The 16,392-nt window shown below is 66.0% G+C and carries 15 protein-coding genes; 13 read left to right on the forward strand and 2 right to left on the reverse strand.

The genetic code is table 11. The features are described 5' to 3' along the window. The first annotated feature begins 4 nt into the window (after positions 1–4). From nusA to DT069_RS17175, 12 genes are all read left to right on the forward strand, one after another. Entirely contained in the window at positions 5–1,597 is a 1,593-nt protein-coding gene (gene nusA / locus DT069_RS17120; protein WP_119461541.1) for a transcription termination factor NusA, read from the forward strand. Between the two features lie 40 nt (positions 1,598–1,637). Beyond that, on the forward strand, positions 1,638–2,336 hold the full coding sequence (locus tag DT069_RS17125) for an RNA-binding protein (protein ID WP_119461542.1): 699 nt from the start codon (positions 1,638–1,640) through the stop codon (positions 2,334–2,336). After that, the gene (gene infB / locus DT069_RS17130) at positions 2,329–4,887 is read left to right on the forward strand and encodes a translation initiation factor IF-2 (protein ID WP_119461543.1); all 2,559 of its coding nucleotides are present in this window, start codon (positions 2,329–2,331) and stop codon (positions 4,885–4,887) included. The genes DT069_RS17125 and infB overlap by 8 nt, the downstream gene beginning before the upstream one ends. A 289-nt stretch (positions 4,888–5,176) precedes the next feature. Continuing rightward, the gene (gene rbfA / locus DT069_RS17135; protein WP_119461544.1) at positions 5,177–5,626 is read left to right on the forward strand and encodes a 30S ribosome-binding factor RbfA; all 450 of its coding nucleotides are present in this window, start codon (positions 5,177–5,179) and stop codon (positions 5,624–5,626) included. Beyond that, positions 5,616–6,542, forward strand: a complete 927-nt coding sequence (gene truB, locus DT069_RS17140; RefSeq protein ID WP_119461545.1) for a tRNA pseudouridine(55) synthase TruB — start codon at positions 5,616–5,618, stop codon at positions 6,540–6,542. Before rbfA ends, truB begins: the two co-directional genes overlap by 11 nt. 14 nt (positions 6,543–6,556) lie before the next feature. Further along, positions 6,557–6,826, forward strand: coding sequence for a 30S ribosomal protein S15 (rpsO, locus tag DT069_RS17145; protein ID WP_119461546.1), 270 nt, complete (start codon positions 6,557–6,559; stop codon positions 6,824–6,826). 279 nt (positions 6,827–7,105) lie between these two features. Continuing rightward, a complete protein-coding gene (gene pnp, locus DT069_RS17150) occupies positions 7,106–9,229 on the forward strand; it encodes a polyribonucleotide nucleotidyltransferase (RefSeq protein WP_119461547.1) in 2,124 nt (707 codons plus the stop codon). A 2-nt stretch (positions 9,230–9,231) separates the two neighbouring features. Then, positions 9,232–10,053 carry a glycerophosphodiester phosphodiesterase gene (ugpQ, locus tag DT069_RS17155; protein WP_425450331.1) on the forward strand — a complete coding sequence of 274 codons (822 nt, stop codon included), beginning with the start codon at positions 9,232–9,234 and terminating at the stop codon, positions 10,051–10,053. A gap of 88 nt (positions 10,054–10,141) precedes the next feature. Beyond that, positions 10,142–11,539 (forward strand): NAD(P)H-dependent flavin oxidoreductase, encoded by a 1,398-nt coding sequence (locus tag DT069_RS17160; protein WP_119461548.1) that lies wholly within the window; start codon positions 10,142–10,144, stop codon positions 11,537–11,539. 125 nt (positions 11,540–11,664) lie between these two features. After that, positions 11,665–12,087, forward strand: a complete 423-nt coding sequence (gene irrA / locus DT069_RS17165) for an iron response transcriptional regulator IrrA (RefSeq protein WP_119461549.1) — start codon at positions 11,665–11,667, stop codon at positions 12,085–12,087. A 150-nt stretch (positions 12,088–12,237) separates the two neighbouring features. Beyond that, positions 12,238–12,654 (forward strand): rubrerythrin family protein, encoded by a 417-nt coding sequence (locus tag DT069_RS17170; RefSeq protein ID WP_119461550.1) that lies wholly within the window; start codon positions 12,238–12,240, stop codon positions 12,652–12,654. A gap of 181 nt (positions 12,655–12,835) precedes the next feature. Next, entirely contained in the window at positions 12,836–14,176 is a 1,341-nt protein-coding gene (locus DT069_RS17175) for a heterodisulfide reductase-related iron-sulfur binding cluster (RefSeq protein ID WP_119461551.1), read from the forward strand. A 131-nt stretch (positions 14,177–14,307) separates the two neighbouring features. On the opposite strand, the gene DT069_RS17180 is transcribed toward DT069_RS17175, so the two are convergent. Continuing rightward, positions 14,308–15,015 carry a transglutaminase-like cysteine peptidase gene (locus DT069_RS17180; protein WP_162913251.1) on the reverse strand — a complete coding sequence of 236 codons (708 nt, stop codon included), beginning with the start codon at positions 15,013–15,015 and terminating at the stop codon, positions 14,308–14,310. 208 nt (positions 15,016–15,223) lie between these two features. Here DT069_RS17180 and DT069_RS17185 point away from each other — a divergent pair, with 208 nt between their 5' ends. Next, positions 15,224–15,814, forward strand: coding sequence for a DUF3501 family protein (locus DT069_RS17185; RefSeq protein ID WP_119461553.1), 591 nt, complete (start codon positions 15,224–15,226; stop codon positions 15,812–15,814). Positions 15,815–15,843: 29 nt separating this feature from the next. Here DT069_RS17185 and DT069_RS17190 read toward each other — a convergent pair whose 3' ends face one another. Continuing rightward, complete coding sequence (locus tag DT069_RS17190; protein WP_119461554.1) at positions 15,844–16,392, reverse strand: SH3 domain-containing protein; 549 nt, start codon at positions 16,390–16,392, stop codon at positions 15,844–15,846.

Genomic DNA, 16,392 nt, shown 5'->3' on the forward strand with positions numbered 1-16,392 from the left:
AGTTATGGATACGACGATTGCCGTCCCCCGGCTTGAACTTCTCCAGGTCGCCGATGCGGTGGCCCGTGAAAAGGGAATCGAGCGGGACGAGGTGCTTGAGGCGATGGAGCAGGCGATTCAGAAGGCCGGCCGCTCCAAATACGGGCACGAGCATGACATTCGGGCGTGGATCGACCGAAAAAGCGGCGAAATCAGGCTGATGCGCTATCGCGAGGTCGCCGACCCCGTGGAGAACGAGTTCACTCAGATCTCGCCGGTCGACGCCCGGGTGCGCAAGCCCGACGTCGCGGTCGGCGAGTTCCTCGTCGATGATCTGCCGCCGATCGATTTCGGCCGGATCGCCGCGCAGACCGCCAAGCAGGTCATCGTCCAGAAGGTCCGCGAAGCGGAACGCAAGCGCCAGTACGACGAGTACAAGGACCGCAAGAACGAGATCGTCAACGGGCTCGTCAAGCGGGTGGAGTTCGGCAATGTCACCGTGGATCTCGGCCGCGCCGAGGGCATGCTGCGCCGCGACGAACTGCTGCCGCGGGAGAATTTCCGCAACGGCGACCGCGTGCGCGCGCTGATCTACGACGTGCGGGAGGAAGCGCGCGGTCCCCAGATCTTCCTGTCGCGCTCGCATCCTCAGTTCATGGCCAAGCTGTTCGCCCAGGAAGTGCCGGAGATCTATGACGGGATCATCGAGATCAAATCCGTCGCGCGCGATCCCGGCAGCCGCGCGAAGATCGCCGTGCTGTCCAACGACAGCAGCATCGATCCGGTCGGCGCCTGCGTCGGCATGCGCGGCAGCCGCGTCCAGGCGGTGGTCGGCGAGTTGCAGGGCGAGAAGATCGACATCATTCCCTGGTCGCCGGATCCCGCGACCTTCGTCGTCAATGCGCTTGCCCCGGCCGAAGTGTCGAAGGTGGTGCTCGACGAGGACGCCGGCCGCATCGAGGTGGTCGTGCCGGACGATCAGTTGAGCCTCGCCATCGGCCGTCGCGGGCAGAATGTGCGGCTTGCCTCGATGCTGACCGGTTGGGACATCGACATTCTGACCGAGGCGGAGGAGTCGGAGCGGCGGTCCGAGGAGTTCCGCACCCGGTCGAAGATGTTCATCGATGCCCTCGACATCGATGACGTGATCGCCCATCTATTGGTCACCGAGGGCTTCACCGAAGTCGAGGAAGTCGCCTTCGTTCCGACCGAGGATCTCAGCGGAATCGAGGGCTTCGACGAGGATGTGGCGCAGGAACTGCGCGAGCGGGCCCGCGTCTATCTCCAGCAGCGCGACGAGCGGCTGACGGAACGGCGTCGCGAGCTGGGCGTTGCCGAGGAACTGTCCGCGATTGAGGGTCTGACGGCGGCGATGCTGGTGACCCTGGGCGAGAACGGCGTCAAGACGCTGGACGATCTCGCCGACCTGTCTTCGGCCGAGCTGGTCGACTCCGGCGATGGCATCCTGCGCAGCTATGGCATGAGCGAGGCCGATGCCAACGCGGTGATTATGGCCGCCCGCGCCCATTGGTTCGAGGGCGACGAGTCGGCGCCCGACGCTTCCAAGCCGTCTGGCGACACGCCGTCTGGCGACACGTCGCAGACTGCGGGCGCGTAGGGCATGGGCCAGCGCCGTGACGGCGGAGAGGGGAACGCGAATGCAGGACCGGCGCGATCCGGCGGGGCTGCCCACTGGGCCTACTGAGACAAAAGCCGTCTCGGAGAGCGCCACGGAATCGGGAGAGCCGAAGGGTCCGCTGCGTCGCTGCCTCGTCACCCGCACGGTGCGGCCGAAAGCGTCGCTGCTGCGGTTCGTCGTCGGGCCGGACGGAACGGTGGTCCCGGATATCGAGAACCGGTTGCCCGGTCGCGGTTTGTGGCTGAGCCCGGCTCGGGATATAGTGGCGACGGCCGTGCGGAAGAATCTGTTCGCCAAGGCGGCGCGGTCGTCGGTCAAGGTGCCGGCCGATCTGCCCGACCGGGTCGAGCAGTTTCTGACGCGCCGCTGCCTTGACCTGATCGGGCTCGCCCGTCGGGCCGGTCAAGCGGTCGCTGGTTTCGAGAAGGTACGTGGCTGGCTGTCGACGGGCCGGGCCGGCCTTCTGCTGGCGGCGAGCGACGGTGCGGCGGACGGGCGTCGGAAGCTCCGCAACTTGGTGCCGGGCCTGCCGGTGATCGATCTGTTCAGCGGCGCGGAGCTCGCGGGTGCCCTGGGGCGAGAAACCGTCGTCCATGCGGCCGTGGCGGCAGGTGGGTTTGCCGACCGCTTGGCCGTCGATGCTGAACGCCTTGCCGGAATTCGCGTCTCGGAATTGGTGGACGAGACTGAACGAAGTTGGATCGGAGAGAATGAATAGAAACGAGCAGGAACCGAAGAAGCCACTGACGCTGTCACGGCCCGGCCGGTTGGAGCTGAAGAAGACGGTGGAGGCCGGACAGGTTCGCCAGAGCTTTCCGCATGGCCGGTCCAAGACCGTAACCGTCGAGGTGAAGCGCAAGCGGACCTATGCTCCGGGCGACGGCGGGCGGATGACCGAGGTGCAGGACGCCGAGCCGGGCTTGCCGGCGGAAGAGGCGCCGGTCGTCGCTTCGGCCGACTTGCTCGTCGACGAGCGGGGTCACCCACATCGCCACCTGACGGCTGGCGAGCGCGCCACGCGCATGCGTGCGCTGGAAGACGCTAGGCGCGATGACGAGTTGCGCCGGCAGGCCGAGGCCGAGGCCCGGCAGCGCGCCGCCGAGCTGGAGCGCCAGCAGGAGGAGGAGCGGGCGCGACAGCGCGAGGCCGCCGCCGCTGGCAAGCCCCAGGCGACGGAAGCGACGGAGGAGCATGCTCCCGCGGCAACCGCGCCGGAGGCCGAGGCGCCCGCGCCTGCCGCGACGCCTGCAGCACAGGCCCCGCGGGCAGCCCAAACCGCCGAGGAGGAAGAGCAGCCGACCCGCGCGAAGCGGCCCGGTGCGCGCCCGGCGCCAGCCAAGCCGGCGACCCCGGTGCGGCGCGGAGAGCCACGTCGCCGAGCCGGTAAATTGACCATCGTCCAGGCGCTCGACGATAACGACCAGGAGCGGATGCGCAGCCTTGCCTCGGTGCGCCGCGCCCGCGAGCGCGAGAAGCAGCGCGTACAGCAGCTGCGGAGCGAGGGACAGAAGGTGATTCGCGACGTTGTCATTCCCGAGACGATCACGGTGCAGGAGCTCGCCAACCGTATGGCCGAGCGCGGCGCTGACGTGATCAAGGCGCTGATGCGGATGGGGATCATGGCCACCATTAATCAGTCGCTCGACGCGGACACCGCGGAGGTGATCGCCGCGGAGTTCGGCCATCGCATCAAGCGCGTGTCCTCGGCCGATGTCGAGGTCGGCTTGATGGGCGACGAGGACGAGGCGGCGCTGCTGCAGTCGCGGCCGCCGGTGGTGACGGTAATGGGCCACGTCGATCACGGTAAGACGTCGCTGCTCGACGCCCTGCGCTCGTCCGACGTGGCGGCGCGCGAGGCCGGCGGCATTACCCAGCATATCGGCGCCTATCAGGTCACGCGTCCGTCGGGGCAGAAGATCACCTTCATCGACACGCCGGGCCACGCGGCCTTCACCGAGATGCGCGCACGTGGCGCCAATGTGACCGACATCGTGGTCCTGGTGGTCGCCGCCGACGACGGCATCATGCAGCAGACGGTGGAGGCGATTCATCATGCGCGCGCCGCCGGGGTGCCGGTGATCGTCGCCATCAACAAGATGGACAAGCCGGACGCCAATCCCGACCGGGTCCGCCAGGAGCTGCTGCAGCACGAGATCGTCGTCGAGCAGATGGGCGGCGATGTGCTGACGGTCGAAGTCTCGGCGAAGGCCAGGACCAATCTCGACAAGCTCGAAGAGGCGATCCTGCTGCAGGCCGAGCTTCTCGAGCTGCGCGCCAATCCCGACCGGCCGGCGAGCGGCGCCGTCGTCGAGGCGCGGCTGGAGCGCGGCCGCGGCGCCGTCGCCACCCTGCTGGTTCAGCGCGGCACGATCCGTGTCGGCGACATCTTCGTTGCCGGCAGCGAATGGGGGCGTGTGCGCGCCCTGATCAACGATCGGGGCGAGAATATCGACAGCGCCGGCCCGGCGATGCCGGTGGAGGTGCTGGGCCTGCAGGGCACGCCGATGGCCGGTGACGACTTCGTCGTCGTCGAGAATGAGGCGCGCGCCCGTCAAATCAGCGAGTTCCGTCAGCACCGGCAGCGCGAGGCGCAGGCCGCGACCGCCGGCCGCGGCACGCTCGAGCAGATGTTCTCGAAGATCGCCGCCGGCGAGACCAAGGAGCTCCCGGTCGTCGTGAAGTCGGACGTGCAGGGCTCGCTCGAGGCGATCACCGCCAGCCTCGGCAAGCTGGGCACCGACGAGGTGTCGGCGCGCGTGCTGCATGCGGCGGTCGGCGGCATCAACGAATCCGACGTGACGCTCGCCCGTGCTTCGGGCGCCATGATCATCGGCTTCAACGTCCGCGCCAACCCGCAGGCGCGCGAGATGGCGCGGCGCGACAATGTCGATATCCGCTACTACTCGATCATCTACAACGTCGTCGATGACATCAGAGCGGCGCTGTCGGGGCTGCTGGCGCCGGCGATCCGCGAGAAGTTCCTGGGCTATGCACAGATCCGTCAGGTCTTCGCCATCAGCAGGATCGGCAAGATCGCCGGCTGCATGGTGACCGAAGGCGTCGTGCGGCGGGGCGCCAAAGTGCGGCTGCTGCGCGACGACGTGGTCATCCACGAAGGCAACCTGAAGACCCTGAAGCGGTTCAAGGACGAGGTTCGCGAAGTGAAGGAAGGTTATGAATGCGGCATGGCCTTCGAGAACTATCACGACATCCAGGAAGGTGACGTGATCGAATGCTTCGAGATGGAGGAGGTCGCCCGCGACCTCTAGTGTGATGCTTCCAACGCTTGCCTCCCAAGCGTTGGAAGCTGAATCACACGAGAGTCGACAATCTGGTGGACTGATTCACGCAATGCTTCGTTCCCAAGCATTGCGATCAGGCCACTAGAACCCGACTGGCTCGGAGATCTTCCTTGAATTGTCATGCCCGGACTTGATCCGGGCATCCAGGGCGCGATGCCCGGTTACTGCGTAGCGCCCTGGATTGCCGGGCCAAGCCCGGCAATGACAAAGAAGAAGCTGTGAAACCTTTAGAGAACCGGCCGAGTTCAGGACACGGATGAGCAGAACCCGCGGCGGAAGCCAGAAACAGCCGAGCCAGAGACAGCTGCGCGTCGGCGAGGAGGTGCGGCACGCCCTCGTCCGCATTCTCGGACGGGGGGAACTGCGCGACCCTGAGCTCACCGAGACGCAGATCACGGTCACCGAGGTGCGGATGAGTCCGGACCTTCGGAACGCCACCGTCTATGTCGTGCCGTTCGGTGGCGGCGATGCGGCGACGCTGGCCGCGACGCTCCGCCGGGCCGCCGCGTTCCTGCGCGGTCAACTCGCCGATGAGGTCGCACTCCGGGTCGTTCCGGCGCTCCGGTTCGAGGCGGACCGCTCGTTCGAACGGGCCAGCCGCATCGAGCAGTTGCTGCATGATCCGCAGGTCGCGCAGGACGTCGGGACCGCACCGGCTGGCGGCGATCGCCGGACCGACCGCAGAGACGACGAAGATGGCGCGTAGAAGACGCGGGCTGCCGGTGCATGGCTGGGTCGTGCTCGACAAGCCCCTCGGCATGACCTCGACCCAGGCGGTCGCCGCGGTGCGGCGCAGCACCGGGGCGGCCAAGGCCGGCCATGGCGGCACGCTCGATCCGCTGGCCACCGGCCTGCTCCCGGTTGCCCTCGGCGAGGCGACGAAGACGGTGCCCTACGTCATGGACGGGACGAAGCGCTACCGATTTACGATTCGCTGGGGCGAGGAGCGCAGCACCGACGATGCCGAGGGCGCCGTGACGGCCACCAGTGATCATCGGCCGCCGGAGGCCGAGATCCGGACCGCCCTGTCCGAGTTCATCGGCCTGATCGAGCAACTGCCGCCGCAGTTCTCGGCGCTGAAGGTCGACGGGGCGCGGGCCTACGACCTGGCGCGGGCGGGCGAAGCGGTGGCTCTCGCGGCCCGGCAGATCCGGATCGACCGGTTCACGCTGGTCGACCAGCCGGATGCGGACCATGCGACGTTCGAGGTCCAGTCCGGCAAGGGCGCCTATATGCGCAGCCTCGCCCGCGATCTCGCCCGCCGGTTGGGGACCGTCGGCCATATCGCCAGTCTGCGCCGCACGGCCGTGGGGCCGTTCACCGAGGCCGACGCGATTTCGCTGGAAACGCTGTCGGCCGTGGGGCATAGTGCCGCCGCCTCCGGGCACCTGTTACCGGTCGAGACCGCGCTGGACGACATCCCGGCGCTGGCCTTGACCGACACCGAGGCGAACCGCCTGCGCAGCGGTCAACCGGTCGGACTTCTCCGCCGGGCGGATCGCGAGCGTATCGGACATCTCGAAAGCGGATCGATGGTCTGTGCCATGGCCGGCGGCAAGCCGGTCGCACTTGCCCGCTTCGAGTCCGGCGATCTTCGCCCGGTGCGTGTCTTGAATCTTTGACGAAAGGAAAGACGATGTCGATTACCGCCGAGCGGAAACAGGAACTCATTTCGGAATATGCCACGACGGCCGGCGACACCGGCTCGCCCGAGGTTCAGGTCGCGATTCTCAGCGAACGCATTCGCAACCTGACGGGTCATCTTCAGACGCATAAAAAGGACTTCCACTCGCGTCGCGGCCTCCTCATGATGGTCGGCCAGCGACGGAGCCTGCTGGACTATCTCAAGCGCAAGAATGCGGCCCGCTATCAGGAGCTGATCCAGCGCCTTGGCCTGCGCCGCTAGCATTCATCGACGCAGGCCAAGCCGGACCTGCCCGTCCCGCCCGTGATGGGCAGGTTTCCGGACGCCTCGATATAACTATATGATTCATTACGGGAGCGTACATGATCCGGCCGGGCGGTACGCCCGAATGCCGGGCCGACGCAAGGGGCGACGGCAAGAGGCAGATGCGGCAGCGGATGCCGCCTCTGCCGGCCGCTTCGCCACACCGCGATTCCAGATGATCGCCCTTTGCGCGGGTCCGGCCCTGACAACCGGCCTTGACCGAGAAGGATAACCTACATGTTCAATATATTCCGCAAGGAACTCGACTGGGGCGGCCGCAAGCTGGTCCTCGAAACCGGTCGAATGGCCCGACAGGCGGATGGCGCCGTTCTGGTCACCTATGGCGACACGGTGGTTCTGTGCACCGCGGTCGGCCAGAAGGGCGTGAAGCCGGGCGTCGACTTCTTCCCGCTGACGGTCCACTACCAGGAAAAGACCTTTGCCGCCGGCAAGATCCCGGGTGGCTTCTTCAAGCGCGAGGGGCGGCCCAGCGAGAAGGAGGTCCTGACCTCGCGGCTGATCGACCGGCCGATCCGGCCGCTGTTCGCGGCCGGCTATCGCAGCGAGACGCAGGTCATCTGCACGACCCTCAGCCATGATCTGGAGAACAATCCGGACATCGTGGCGATGATCGGCGCTTCGGCGGCTCTCACGATCTCCGGCATTCCGTTCCTCGGCCCGATCGGCGCCGCGCGCGTCGGCTATGTCGACGGCCAGTATGTGCTGAATCCGCAGCTCGACCAGATGCCGGAGACGGCGCTGGACCTTATCGTCGCCGGCACCAATGAAGGCGTGCTGATGGTCGAGTCCGAGGCGAAGGAGCTGTCGGAAGAGGTGATGCTCGGCGCCGTGATGTTCGGCTTCGAAAGCTTCCAGCCGGTCATCGACGCGATCATCGACCTGGCGGAGAAATGCGCGAAGGAACCCTGGGAGCTGCCCGAGGCGCCGGACGACCTGGAGCGGGCGACCGAGCGGCTGCGCGCCCTTGCCGAGGCCGACCTGCGCGAGGCCTATGGCGAGACCGTCAAGCAGACGCGGGTCGAAAAAATCGGCGCGATTCGGGCGAACGTCGTCGAGACCATGACGGCCGAGGAGTTCAAGCCCGAGCTCGTCACCAAGCTCTTCAAGGGGCTCGAGAGCGACATCGTCCGCGGCAACATCCTGAAGACCGGCCGTCGGATCGACGGCCGCGACACGAAGACCATCCGGCCGATCTCCTGCGAGGTGGGCGTCCTGCCGCGCACGCACGGCTCGGCCCTGTTCACGCGCGGCGAGACGCAGGCGCTCGTCGTGGCGACGCTGGGCACCAGCCAGGATGAGCAGATCATCGATGCGCTGGAAGGCGAATATCGGGAGAACTTCCTGCTGCATTACAACTTCCCGCCCTATTCGGTGGGCGAGGCCGGCCGGTTCGGCTCTCCCGGACGGCGCGAAATCGGCCACGGTAAGCTGGCCTGGCGGGCGGTGAAACCGCTGCTGCCGGCTGCGGACGCCTTCCCCTATACCATCCGCGTCGTCTCCGAGATCACGGAATCGAACGGTTCGTCTTCGATGGCTACGGTCTGCGGCACGTCGCTGTCGCTGATGGATGCCGGGGTGCCGCTGCCGCGCGCAGTCGCCGGCATCGCCATGGGGTTGATCAAGGAGCCGGAAGCCTTCGCCGTGCTCTCCGACATTCTCGGCGACGAGGACCATCTCGGCGACATGGACTTCAAGGTGGCCGGCAGCGAGATCGGCGTCACCGCGCTGCAGATGGACATCAAGATCACCTCGATCACTCACGAGATCATGAAGATCGCGCTGGAGCAGGCCCGCGAGGGCCGGTTGCACATCCTGGGCGAGATGGCGAAGGGCCTCGAGGGATCACGCGAGGCGGTCAGCCAGAACGCGCCGCGGATCACGGTAATCAGCATCCCGAAGGACAAGATCCGCGACGTGATCGGCTCTGGCGGCAAGGTGATCCGCGAGATCACCGAGCAGACCGGCGCCAAGATCGACATCGAGGACGACGGCACGATCAAGGTGGCGGCGGTGGACTCCAGCGCCTCCCAGGCGGCGATCGACTGGATCCGGGGCATCGTCGCCGAGCCCGAGGTCGGCGTGATCTACACCGGCAAGGTGGTGAAGATCATGGATTTCGGCGCCTTCGTGAACTTCCTCGGCAACCGCGACGGCCTGGTCCATATCAGCGAGCTCGCGCCGCAGCGGGTGAAGCAGACCTCCGACGTCGTCTCGGTCGGCGACACGGTGAAAGTCAAGGTGCTCGGCGTCGATGATCGCGGCAAGGTCAAGTTGAGCATGAAGGCGGTCAACCAGGAAACCGGCGAGGATCTCACCCAGAACGCGGAGGCGGCCTCCTAGCCGTGATCCTGCATGGCACGGCGGCAGGACCTGTCAACGCGTCCATGGCGGAAACGGAGCGGAGGCCGGATGTCCGGCTGCCGAGGGTGATCGGCCATCGGGGAGCCGCTGCGGCGGCTCCCGAGAACACGCTCGAAGGAATCCAGGCGGCGGCTCGGCTCGGCGCCGCCTGGGTCGAGTTCGACGTCAAGCTGACCGCCGACGCGGTTCCCGTCCTCTTCCATGACGAGACGTTGGAGCGCACCACGGACGGCTGCGGCCGCGTCGCAGACACGCCGTTCGAGGCGCTTCGCGGTCTCGACGCCGGCGCGTGGTTCGGCCCGTCCTGGAAGAATACGCGCGTGCCGAGCCTGGAAGAAACGCTGGCGCTGCTGACGGCGCTCGATCTCCATGCCAATGTCGAGATCAAGCCTTGCCCCGGGCGCGAGGCCGAGACGGCGGCGATCACCGTGGAGACGATTCGCCGTGTCTGGCCCGGTGACCGGCCTTGGCCCTTGCTGTCGAGCTTCGCCATCGCCAGCTTGGCTGCGGCGAAGCAGAATGCGCCGGAGATGCCGCGCGGCCTGCTGATCTGGGAGCGGCCGCCGGACTGGGCCGGCCTCGCCGCCGATCTCGCCTGTCGCACAGTGCATTGCGCCGACGTGCATCTGACCCCAGATTGGGCGCAAGAGATCCGGCGCGGCGGTTACGGTCTTGCCGTCTATACGGTCAATGATCCGGCGCGTGCCGCCGAATTGATGCGATGGGGTATCGACTGTATCATTACCGATTGTCCGGAACTGCTCATTCCGGCTGTTTCGGTCGCGACCGCAGGCATTTCTTAACGGGCGCCGAAGTATGGCTTTTGCTTCGAAACGGTTCTATATCAACGGCGATATTCCTGCAGTCGCCGACTGAAGGGGCGGAGGGTTCGTGAAGCCGTTGAAACCAATCATTATCTCGGGACGCGAGGTGCTGCCACTGGTCGAGGGCGGCAAGGGCATCGCCGTGTCCAATGGCGAAAGTTCGGGCGCCTGGGCGGCCTCCGGCGGCGTCGGGACCTTCTCCGGCGTGAACGCCGACTCCTATGACGAGAACGGCGAGATCATTCCGCAGATCTATCGGGGAAAGACGCGTCGCGAGCGCCATGAGGAGCTGATCGCCTTCGCCATTCAGGGCGCCGTCCACCAGGCGCAAATCGCGCATGAGGCCGCGAAGGGCGAAGGCCGCATCCACATGAACGTGCTGTGGGAGATGGGGGCGGCCGAGCGGATCCTGAACGGAGTCCTGGAGGGCGCGGGCGGCCTCATTCACGGTGTCACCTGCGGCGCCGGGATGCCTTATCGGGTCGCGGAGATCTGTGCCGCGCACGGAGTCTATTACTATCCGATCGTCTCGTCCGCCCGGGCCTTTCGGGCGCTGTGGAAACGCGCCTATCACCGCTTCCGCGAGTGGCTCGGCGGTGTCGTCTATGAGGATCCCTGGCTCGCCGGCGGGCATAACGGCCTGTCGAACAGCGAGGATCCGAACCGGCCGGAATCGCCCTATCCGCGCGTTGCCGAGCTGCGCCGGCTGATGGTGGAGTGCGGGCTCGACGAGACGCCGATCTTCATGGCCGGCGGCGTCTGGTACCTGCGCGAATGGGCGGACTGGCTCGACAATCCGGAGATCGGTCCGATCGCATTCCAATTCGGAACACGCCCGCTGCTGACCCAGGAGAGTCCCATCTCCGACGCGTGGAAGCGGCGCCTGCTGACGCTTGAAGAGGGCGATATCTTCCTCAACCGGTTCAGCCCGACCGGCTTCTACTCGTCGGCGGTGAGCAATCCGTTCATCGAGGAACTCCGTCAGCGTTCCGAGCGTCAGGTCGCCTACAGCCATTCGCCGGTCGGCGAGCATGAGTGGCCGTTCCCCGTGGGCGCGCGGGGCCGCCTGGTCTATCTCACTGCGGCGGACAAGCTGCGGGCCGAGGAATGGGTGGCGCAAGGCTTCACCGAGGCGATGCGGACGCCGGACTCGACCCTGATCTTCGTGACACCGGCCAAGGCGAACGAGATCTTGACGGACCAGATCAACTGCATGGGCTGCCTCAGCGCCTGCTCGTTCTCCAACTGGGCGCAGAACGACGCCGGAACGACCGGCAAGAAGGCCGATCCGCGCTCCTACTGCATCCAGAAGACGCTGCAGGCGATCGGCCACTCCGACCAGACGGAGGACCAGCTGATGTTCGCCGGCCATAATGCCTACCGGTTCAAGTCCGACCCGTTCTACGCCAACGGCTTCGTTCCGACGGTGCAGCAATTGGTGGCGCGTATCCAAACCGGCGATTGATGCGGCGGGCGCGGTCCCAGTCCTGGGCAGGGGCTGCGCCCGCACATTTTAGTTGTTCTAGAAAGGGCACTGGGCTACCGTTCCCGGCCTTCAAATCGACGGTTGGTCGCCTAATATTGGAAGTGATGCCGACGAATCGCCCTTTTGCCCGCGTTCTGGACCGCTTGAAGGCCGTCGGTCTTCGTCCGACGCGGCAGCGCTTGGCTCTTGCCCGCCTGCTGTTCGAGCAGGGCGATCGGCATGTCAGTGCCGAGCAGCTGCATGACGAGGCGCTCCAGGCCAATGTCCGAGTCTCTCTGGCCACCGTGTACAACACGCTGCACCAGTTCACCACGCTGGGCATGCTGCGCGAGGTGGTAGTCGAGCCGGGACGGTCCTATTTCGACACCAACATCAGCGATCATCATCATTTCTTCTTCGAGGACGACGGCCAGTTGCAGGACATCCCCGGCGAACGGGTGGAGCTTGCCCGGCTGCCCGAGCCGCCGGCCGGGACCCAGGTACGGCGCGTCGACGTGATTGTTCGCCTCGGCGGTTCGAAGAGTTAAATTCAGATTCTTTCGCCGGTTGAGCAGTAGTTTGGAGTTTTTCCAAACTATTGACAGGCCCCAGCCCTCGGCAATATAACGGAGTCGCGACCGGCGGTTTCACCATATCGGGCGGAGCGCCGATCGCTGCATTGGAGAGGGAGACAAGCCATGTCGTTGAAGGGATCCAAGACCGTCGAGAACCTTAAGGCCGCGTTCGCCGGCGAAAGCCAGGCCAACCGCCGCTATCTCTATTTCGCCCAGAAGGCGGACGTCGAGGGCTACAACGATGTCTCGGCCGTGTTCCGCTCGACCGCCGAGGGCGAAACCGGGCATGCGCACGGCCATCTCGAGTTCCTCGAGGAGGTGGGCGATCCCGCGACCGGTGAGCCGATCGGATCGACCGAGAAGAATCTGCGGGCGGCGATTGCCGGCGAGACGCACGAATACACCGATATGTATCCGGGCATGGCGCGGACCGCGCGCGAAGAGGGCTTCGACGAGATCGCCGACTGGTTCGAGACTCTGGCGAAGGCGGAGAAGTCTCACGCCGGCCGCTTCCAGAAGGCGCTCGAAACGCTTTCCTAAGCCTGTCCGAAACCGCCGCGGGGTTCCTGCGGCGCCGTTTCGACCTGAAAGGGCGATCATCTTCGGGCTCGTCATCTTCGGACAGGGGATCTCCTACGGTCCCCTGACCCGGCGGGTCCACCCGTGACAGCCCCGCCTGTAACGACCCCGGCGATGATCTTCCAGACATGGGTTATCCGTGATGAGAGAAGGCAGCCTCGACGCTCCGACACGTCACCCGATCGCCTGGGAGGACCCGGATTTCTATGATCCGGCGAAGATCGACGCCGAGATGCGTCGGGTCTTCGACATCTGCCATGGCTGTCGGCGCTGCTTCAATCTCTGCGACAGCTTTCCGCGCCTCTTCGATCTGATCGACGAGTCGAAGACCGGCGAGCTCGATGCGGTCGACAGCGCGGACTTCAAGCCCGTCGTGGATGCCTGCACGCTCTGCGACATGTGCTTCATGACGAAGTGCCCCTATGTGCCGCCGCACGAGTTCGATCTCGACTTCCCGCATCTGATGCTGCGTTATCGTGCCGCCGAGATGCGCGAGGGCAAGGCGCCGGGGCGGATAGCGCGGGAACTGACCAAGACCGACCGCAACGGAAAGCTTGGTGGTGCGGTCGCGCCGCTCGCCAACTGGGCGAGCGACGCCAAGAACAAGCTGACCCGGCCGCTGCTCGAAAAGATGGCTGGAGTCCACCGCGAGGCGGCGCTGCCGAAATTCCACGGCAAGACCTTCATGCTGCGCGCGAAGAACGCCGCGCCGGAGGTCAACCGCGCCGCGCCGGCCTATGGCCGCAAGGCCGTGCTTTATGCCACCTGCTTCGTCAATTACAACAATCCCGGCATCGGTGAGGCGGCGCGTGCCGTGCTGGCGAAGAACGGCGTCGAAACCGAGGTTCTGTACCCCAATTGCTGCGGCATGCCGCAGCTCGAGCAGGGCGACATGCCGGCGGTGGCCGCCAAGGCGCGCGCCGTGTCGTCGGAGTTGGCGCCCTGGATCGACAAGGGGTACGACGTGATCGCCCTCGTCCCGTCCTGCGCCCTGATGCTGAAGTTCGAATGGCCGCTGATCCTACCCGACGACGCGGCGGTGAAACGGCTCGCCCAGTCGACCTTCGACGTCAGCGAATATGTCGTCGCGATTGCCAAGAAGGAGGGGCTCGCCGACGGGCTGAAGCCGCTTGACGGCGGCGTCGCCCTGCATATCGCCTGTCACGCGCGCGCGCAGAACATGGGGCAGAAGGCGGCGGAGATGCTGCGACTGCTCCCGCAATCGGACCTTGCGGTGATCGAGCGCTGCTCGGGACATGGCGGGTCCTGGGGCGTGATGAAGGAGCATTTTCCGACCGCGCTCAAGGTCGGCAAGCCGGTGGCGCGCCAGACGCATCAGAGCGGAAAGGCGTTCATCGCATCCGAATGTCCGTTGGCCGGTGAGCATATCGTCCAGGGCATCGAGCGGCTGGACAAGGGCCCGCCGAACGCCGACCACGCGGTTCACCCGATCGAGCTGTTCGCCCGCGCCTATGGTCTATGAAACGGCCGGTCCGCGGCTCTAGGGGCTGATCCGATCACATCGAAACGATGTGGTCGGTGAATCAGTCCCTAGTGATTTGAATGAGAGGACGATTCACCGATCAGGTTGGATCAACCTGATCGGATCGTACTCTAGCCGGCATGGACCCAGAGCCGATGGCTGTTGAACGAGCAGATGGGGCGGTAATGGGAGATTCGACCGTGCGAAGTCACGCTCTGAATCTGGTTGTCGAGCACATAAATCTCGCCGGCGAGATAGACCGCCAACACGGCATGATGGGCCTGCCGTTCTCGATCGAGCACAAGCGCGATGCGCAACCGGTCCTCGTGGAAGCCGAGGCGATGAAGCGAAACGAACTTGGCCAGCGCGAAATCCTCGCAGTCGCCGCCCGCGGCGAGGAACCGCGTCGGCGTCGCCCAATAGTCGTCGACGCCATAGTTCCTCCGGTCGGAGACATAAGGAACGGCGTTGGCGAAATCGTTGACCGCGACGAGCCGGGTCATCGGTTCGGCATGACGAAAGGCGGCGAGAAAGCAGGCCCAGCGCGCCAGGGCCGTCCGCTCTTCGACGGACAAGGTCGCGCCGATACCCTCCGCCGAGGCGAGCACCGGGCCGTCGGCAAGGCTGCGCCGCACGACCTCCGCCTTCGGTACCAGGGTCAGCAGCCCTTCGGTGATGGATTCGGCGCTGCCGAACAGCCGCGGATGACCGGCGGGCGGCGCGGTGATCTCTTCGGACTCGTTCGCGAGTCCCGCCATCGCCTGCATCGAGCCAGCTGCCAGGGCGGTCGCCGCGCCCCCAAGTCCGACAAGCAGGTCCCGCCGCCGCAGCGATGGCATGACATCCCCCATGAGCGCATCACCATGCACCGGATGACCTCCGGTTCGGATGGCCCCCGTTCGGATGGCCACCGGGCTGCAATGCCGGAGCAGGATGTCACCGCCGCCTCAAGATCTCGTTTCGAGGCTTGGTAAACCAACGATGACCGGTGGAGCCGGCGCCTCGACGCGCCGTCCGGCGATGCCGGTCCAAGAGGAGAGACGAACGATGACCGCACAACGCCAGATCACCCGTGCCGATATCCTGCCGCTCGAAGACTACGCCAAGGTTCGCAAGGAGCGCCGCCGGGCGGTTCTGGAGAAGAAGCGCAACCGGCGGGTCGAGGTCGGCCCGGTCGCGATCTTTCTGTTCGAGAACTATGACAGCATGTGGCTGCAGGTGCAGGAGATGCTGTACATCGAGAAGGGCGGTGAGGCCCAGATCGACGACGAGCTGGCGGCCTACAATCCGCTGATTCCGAACGGTCGCGAACTCGTCGCCACTGTGATGTTCGAGGTCGACGACCCGGTCCGTCGGAAGAATTTTCTGGGACGCCTCGGCGGGATCGAGGAGACGGCCTTCCTCAGCTTCGCCGGCGAGACCGTGGCCGGTGTGCCGGAGGCCGACGTCGATCGAACCACGGCCGACGGCAAGGCCTCGTCCGTGCAGTTCATCCACTTCCCCTTCAGCCCCGCGCAAGTCGAAGCCTTCCGCGCCGGAGGCACGCAGGTGGTCGTCGGTTTCAAGCATCCGGAGTACGGGCACATGGTCGTCATGCCGGATGCCGTGCGCGAGTCGCTGGCGGCGGATTTCGACTGATCAGGTCACCGGTCGTCAATTGCCGGCCGTCAGTTGAACGTCTCGCCGGGATAGGCGCCCCAGAACGCGTCGCGCGGGAGCCAGCCCTCGAAGTCCTTGATCGTGATCCGGCACCAGTTGGGCTGACATTCCAGCAGGCGGACGATGACGCCCGGCTCCAGGCGAACGACCGTGCCGGCGTCCGCCCTCGGCTCCCGATGCGCCTGTCGCACGGTGCCGCGGATGACGGCGGTGCGGTCGCCGGCCAGCAGGCTTTGATGGACCCAACCGACGGTCCCTTGCCAGTCACGGATCTTACGCCAGGTGTCGAACTCCGCGATGATCTCGACCGGCATGTCGCGACGGACATAGACCCACTCCACGGGGTAGTTCAGGCCCGGCCCGGTCCGCAGATTGACTTCGTTCGACCGTAAGGACACGAAGCGCGGGACCGGCAGGCCGGTCTGCGCCCAGGCCGCGGGCAATGTCGCAAGGATAATCGCGATTGCCGCGATGGCCGCGATGGCCAGCGAAAGGCTCGATGAACGGTCGATTGAAAAGAATCGAAGGGCTTCGGCCAGGGCCGAGAGTCGCGCCAT

It is taken from the genome of Virgifigura deserti, from assembly GCA_003576685.1.
Lineage (GTDB): Bacteria > Pseudomonadota > Alphaproteobacteria > Dongiales > Dongiaceae > Virgifigura > Virgifigura deserti.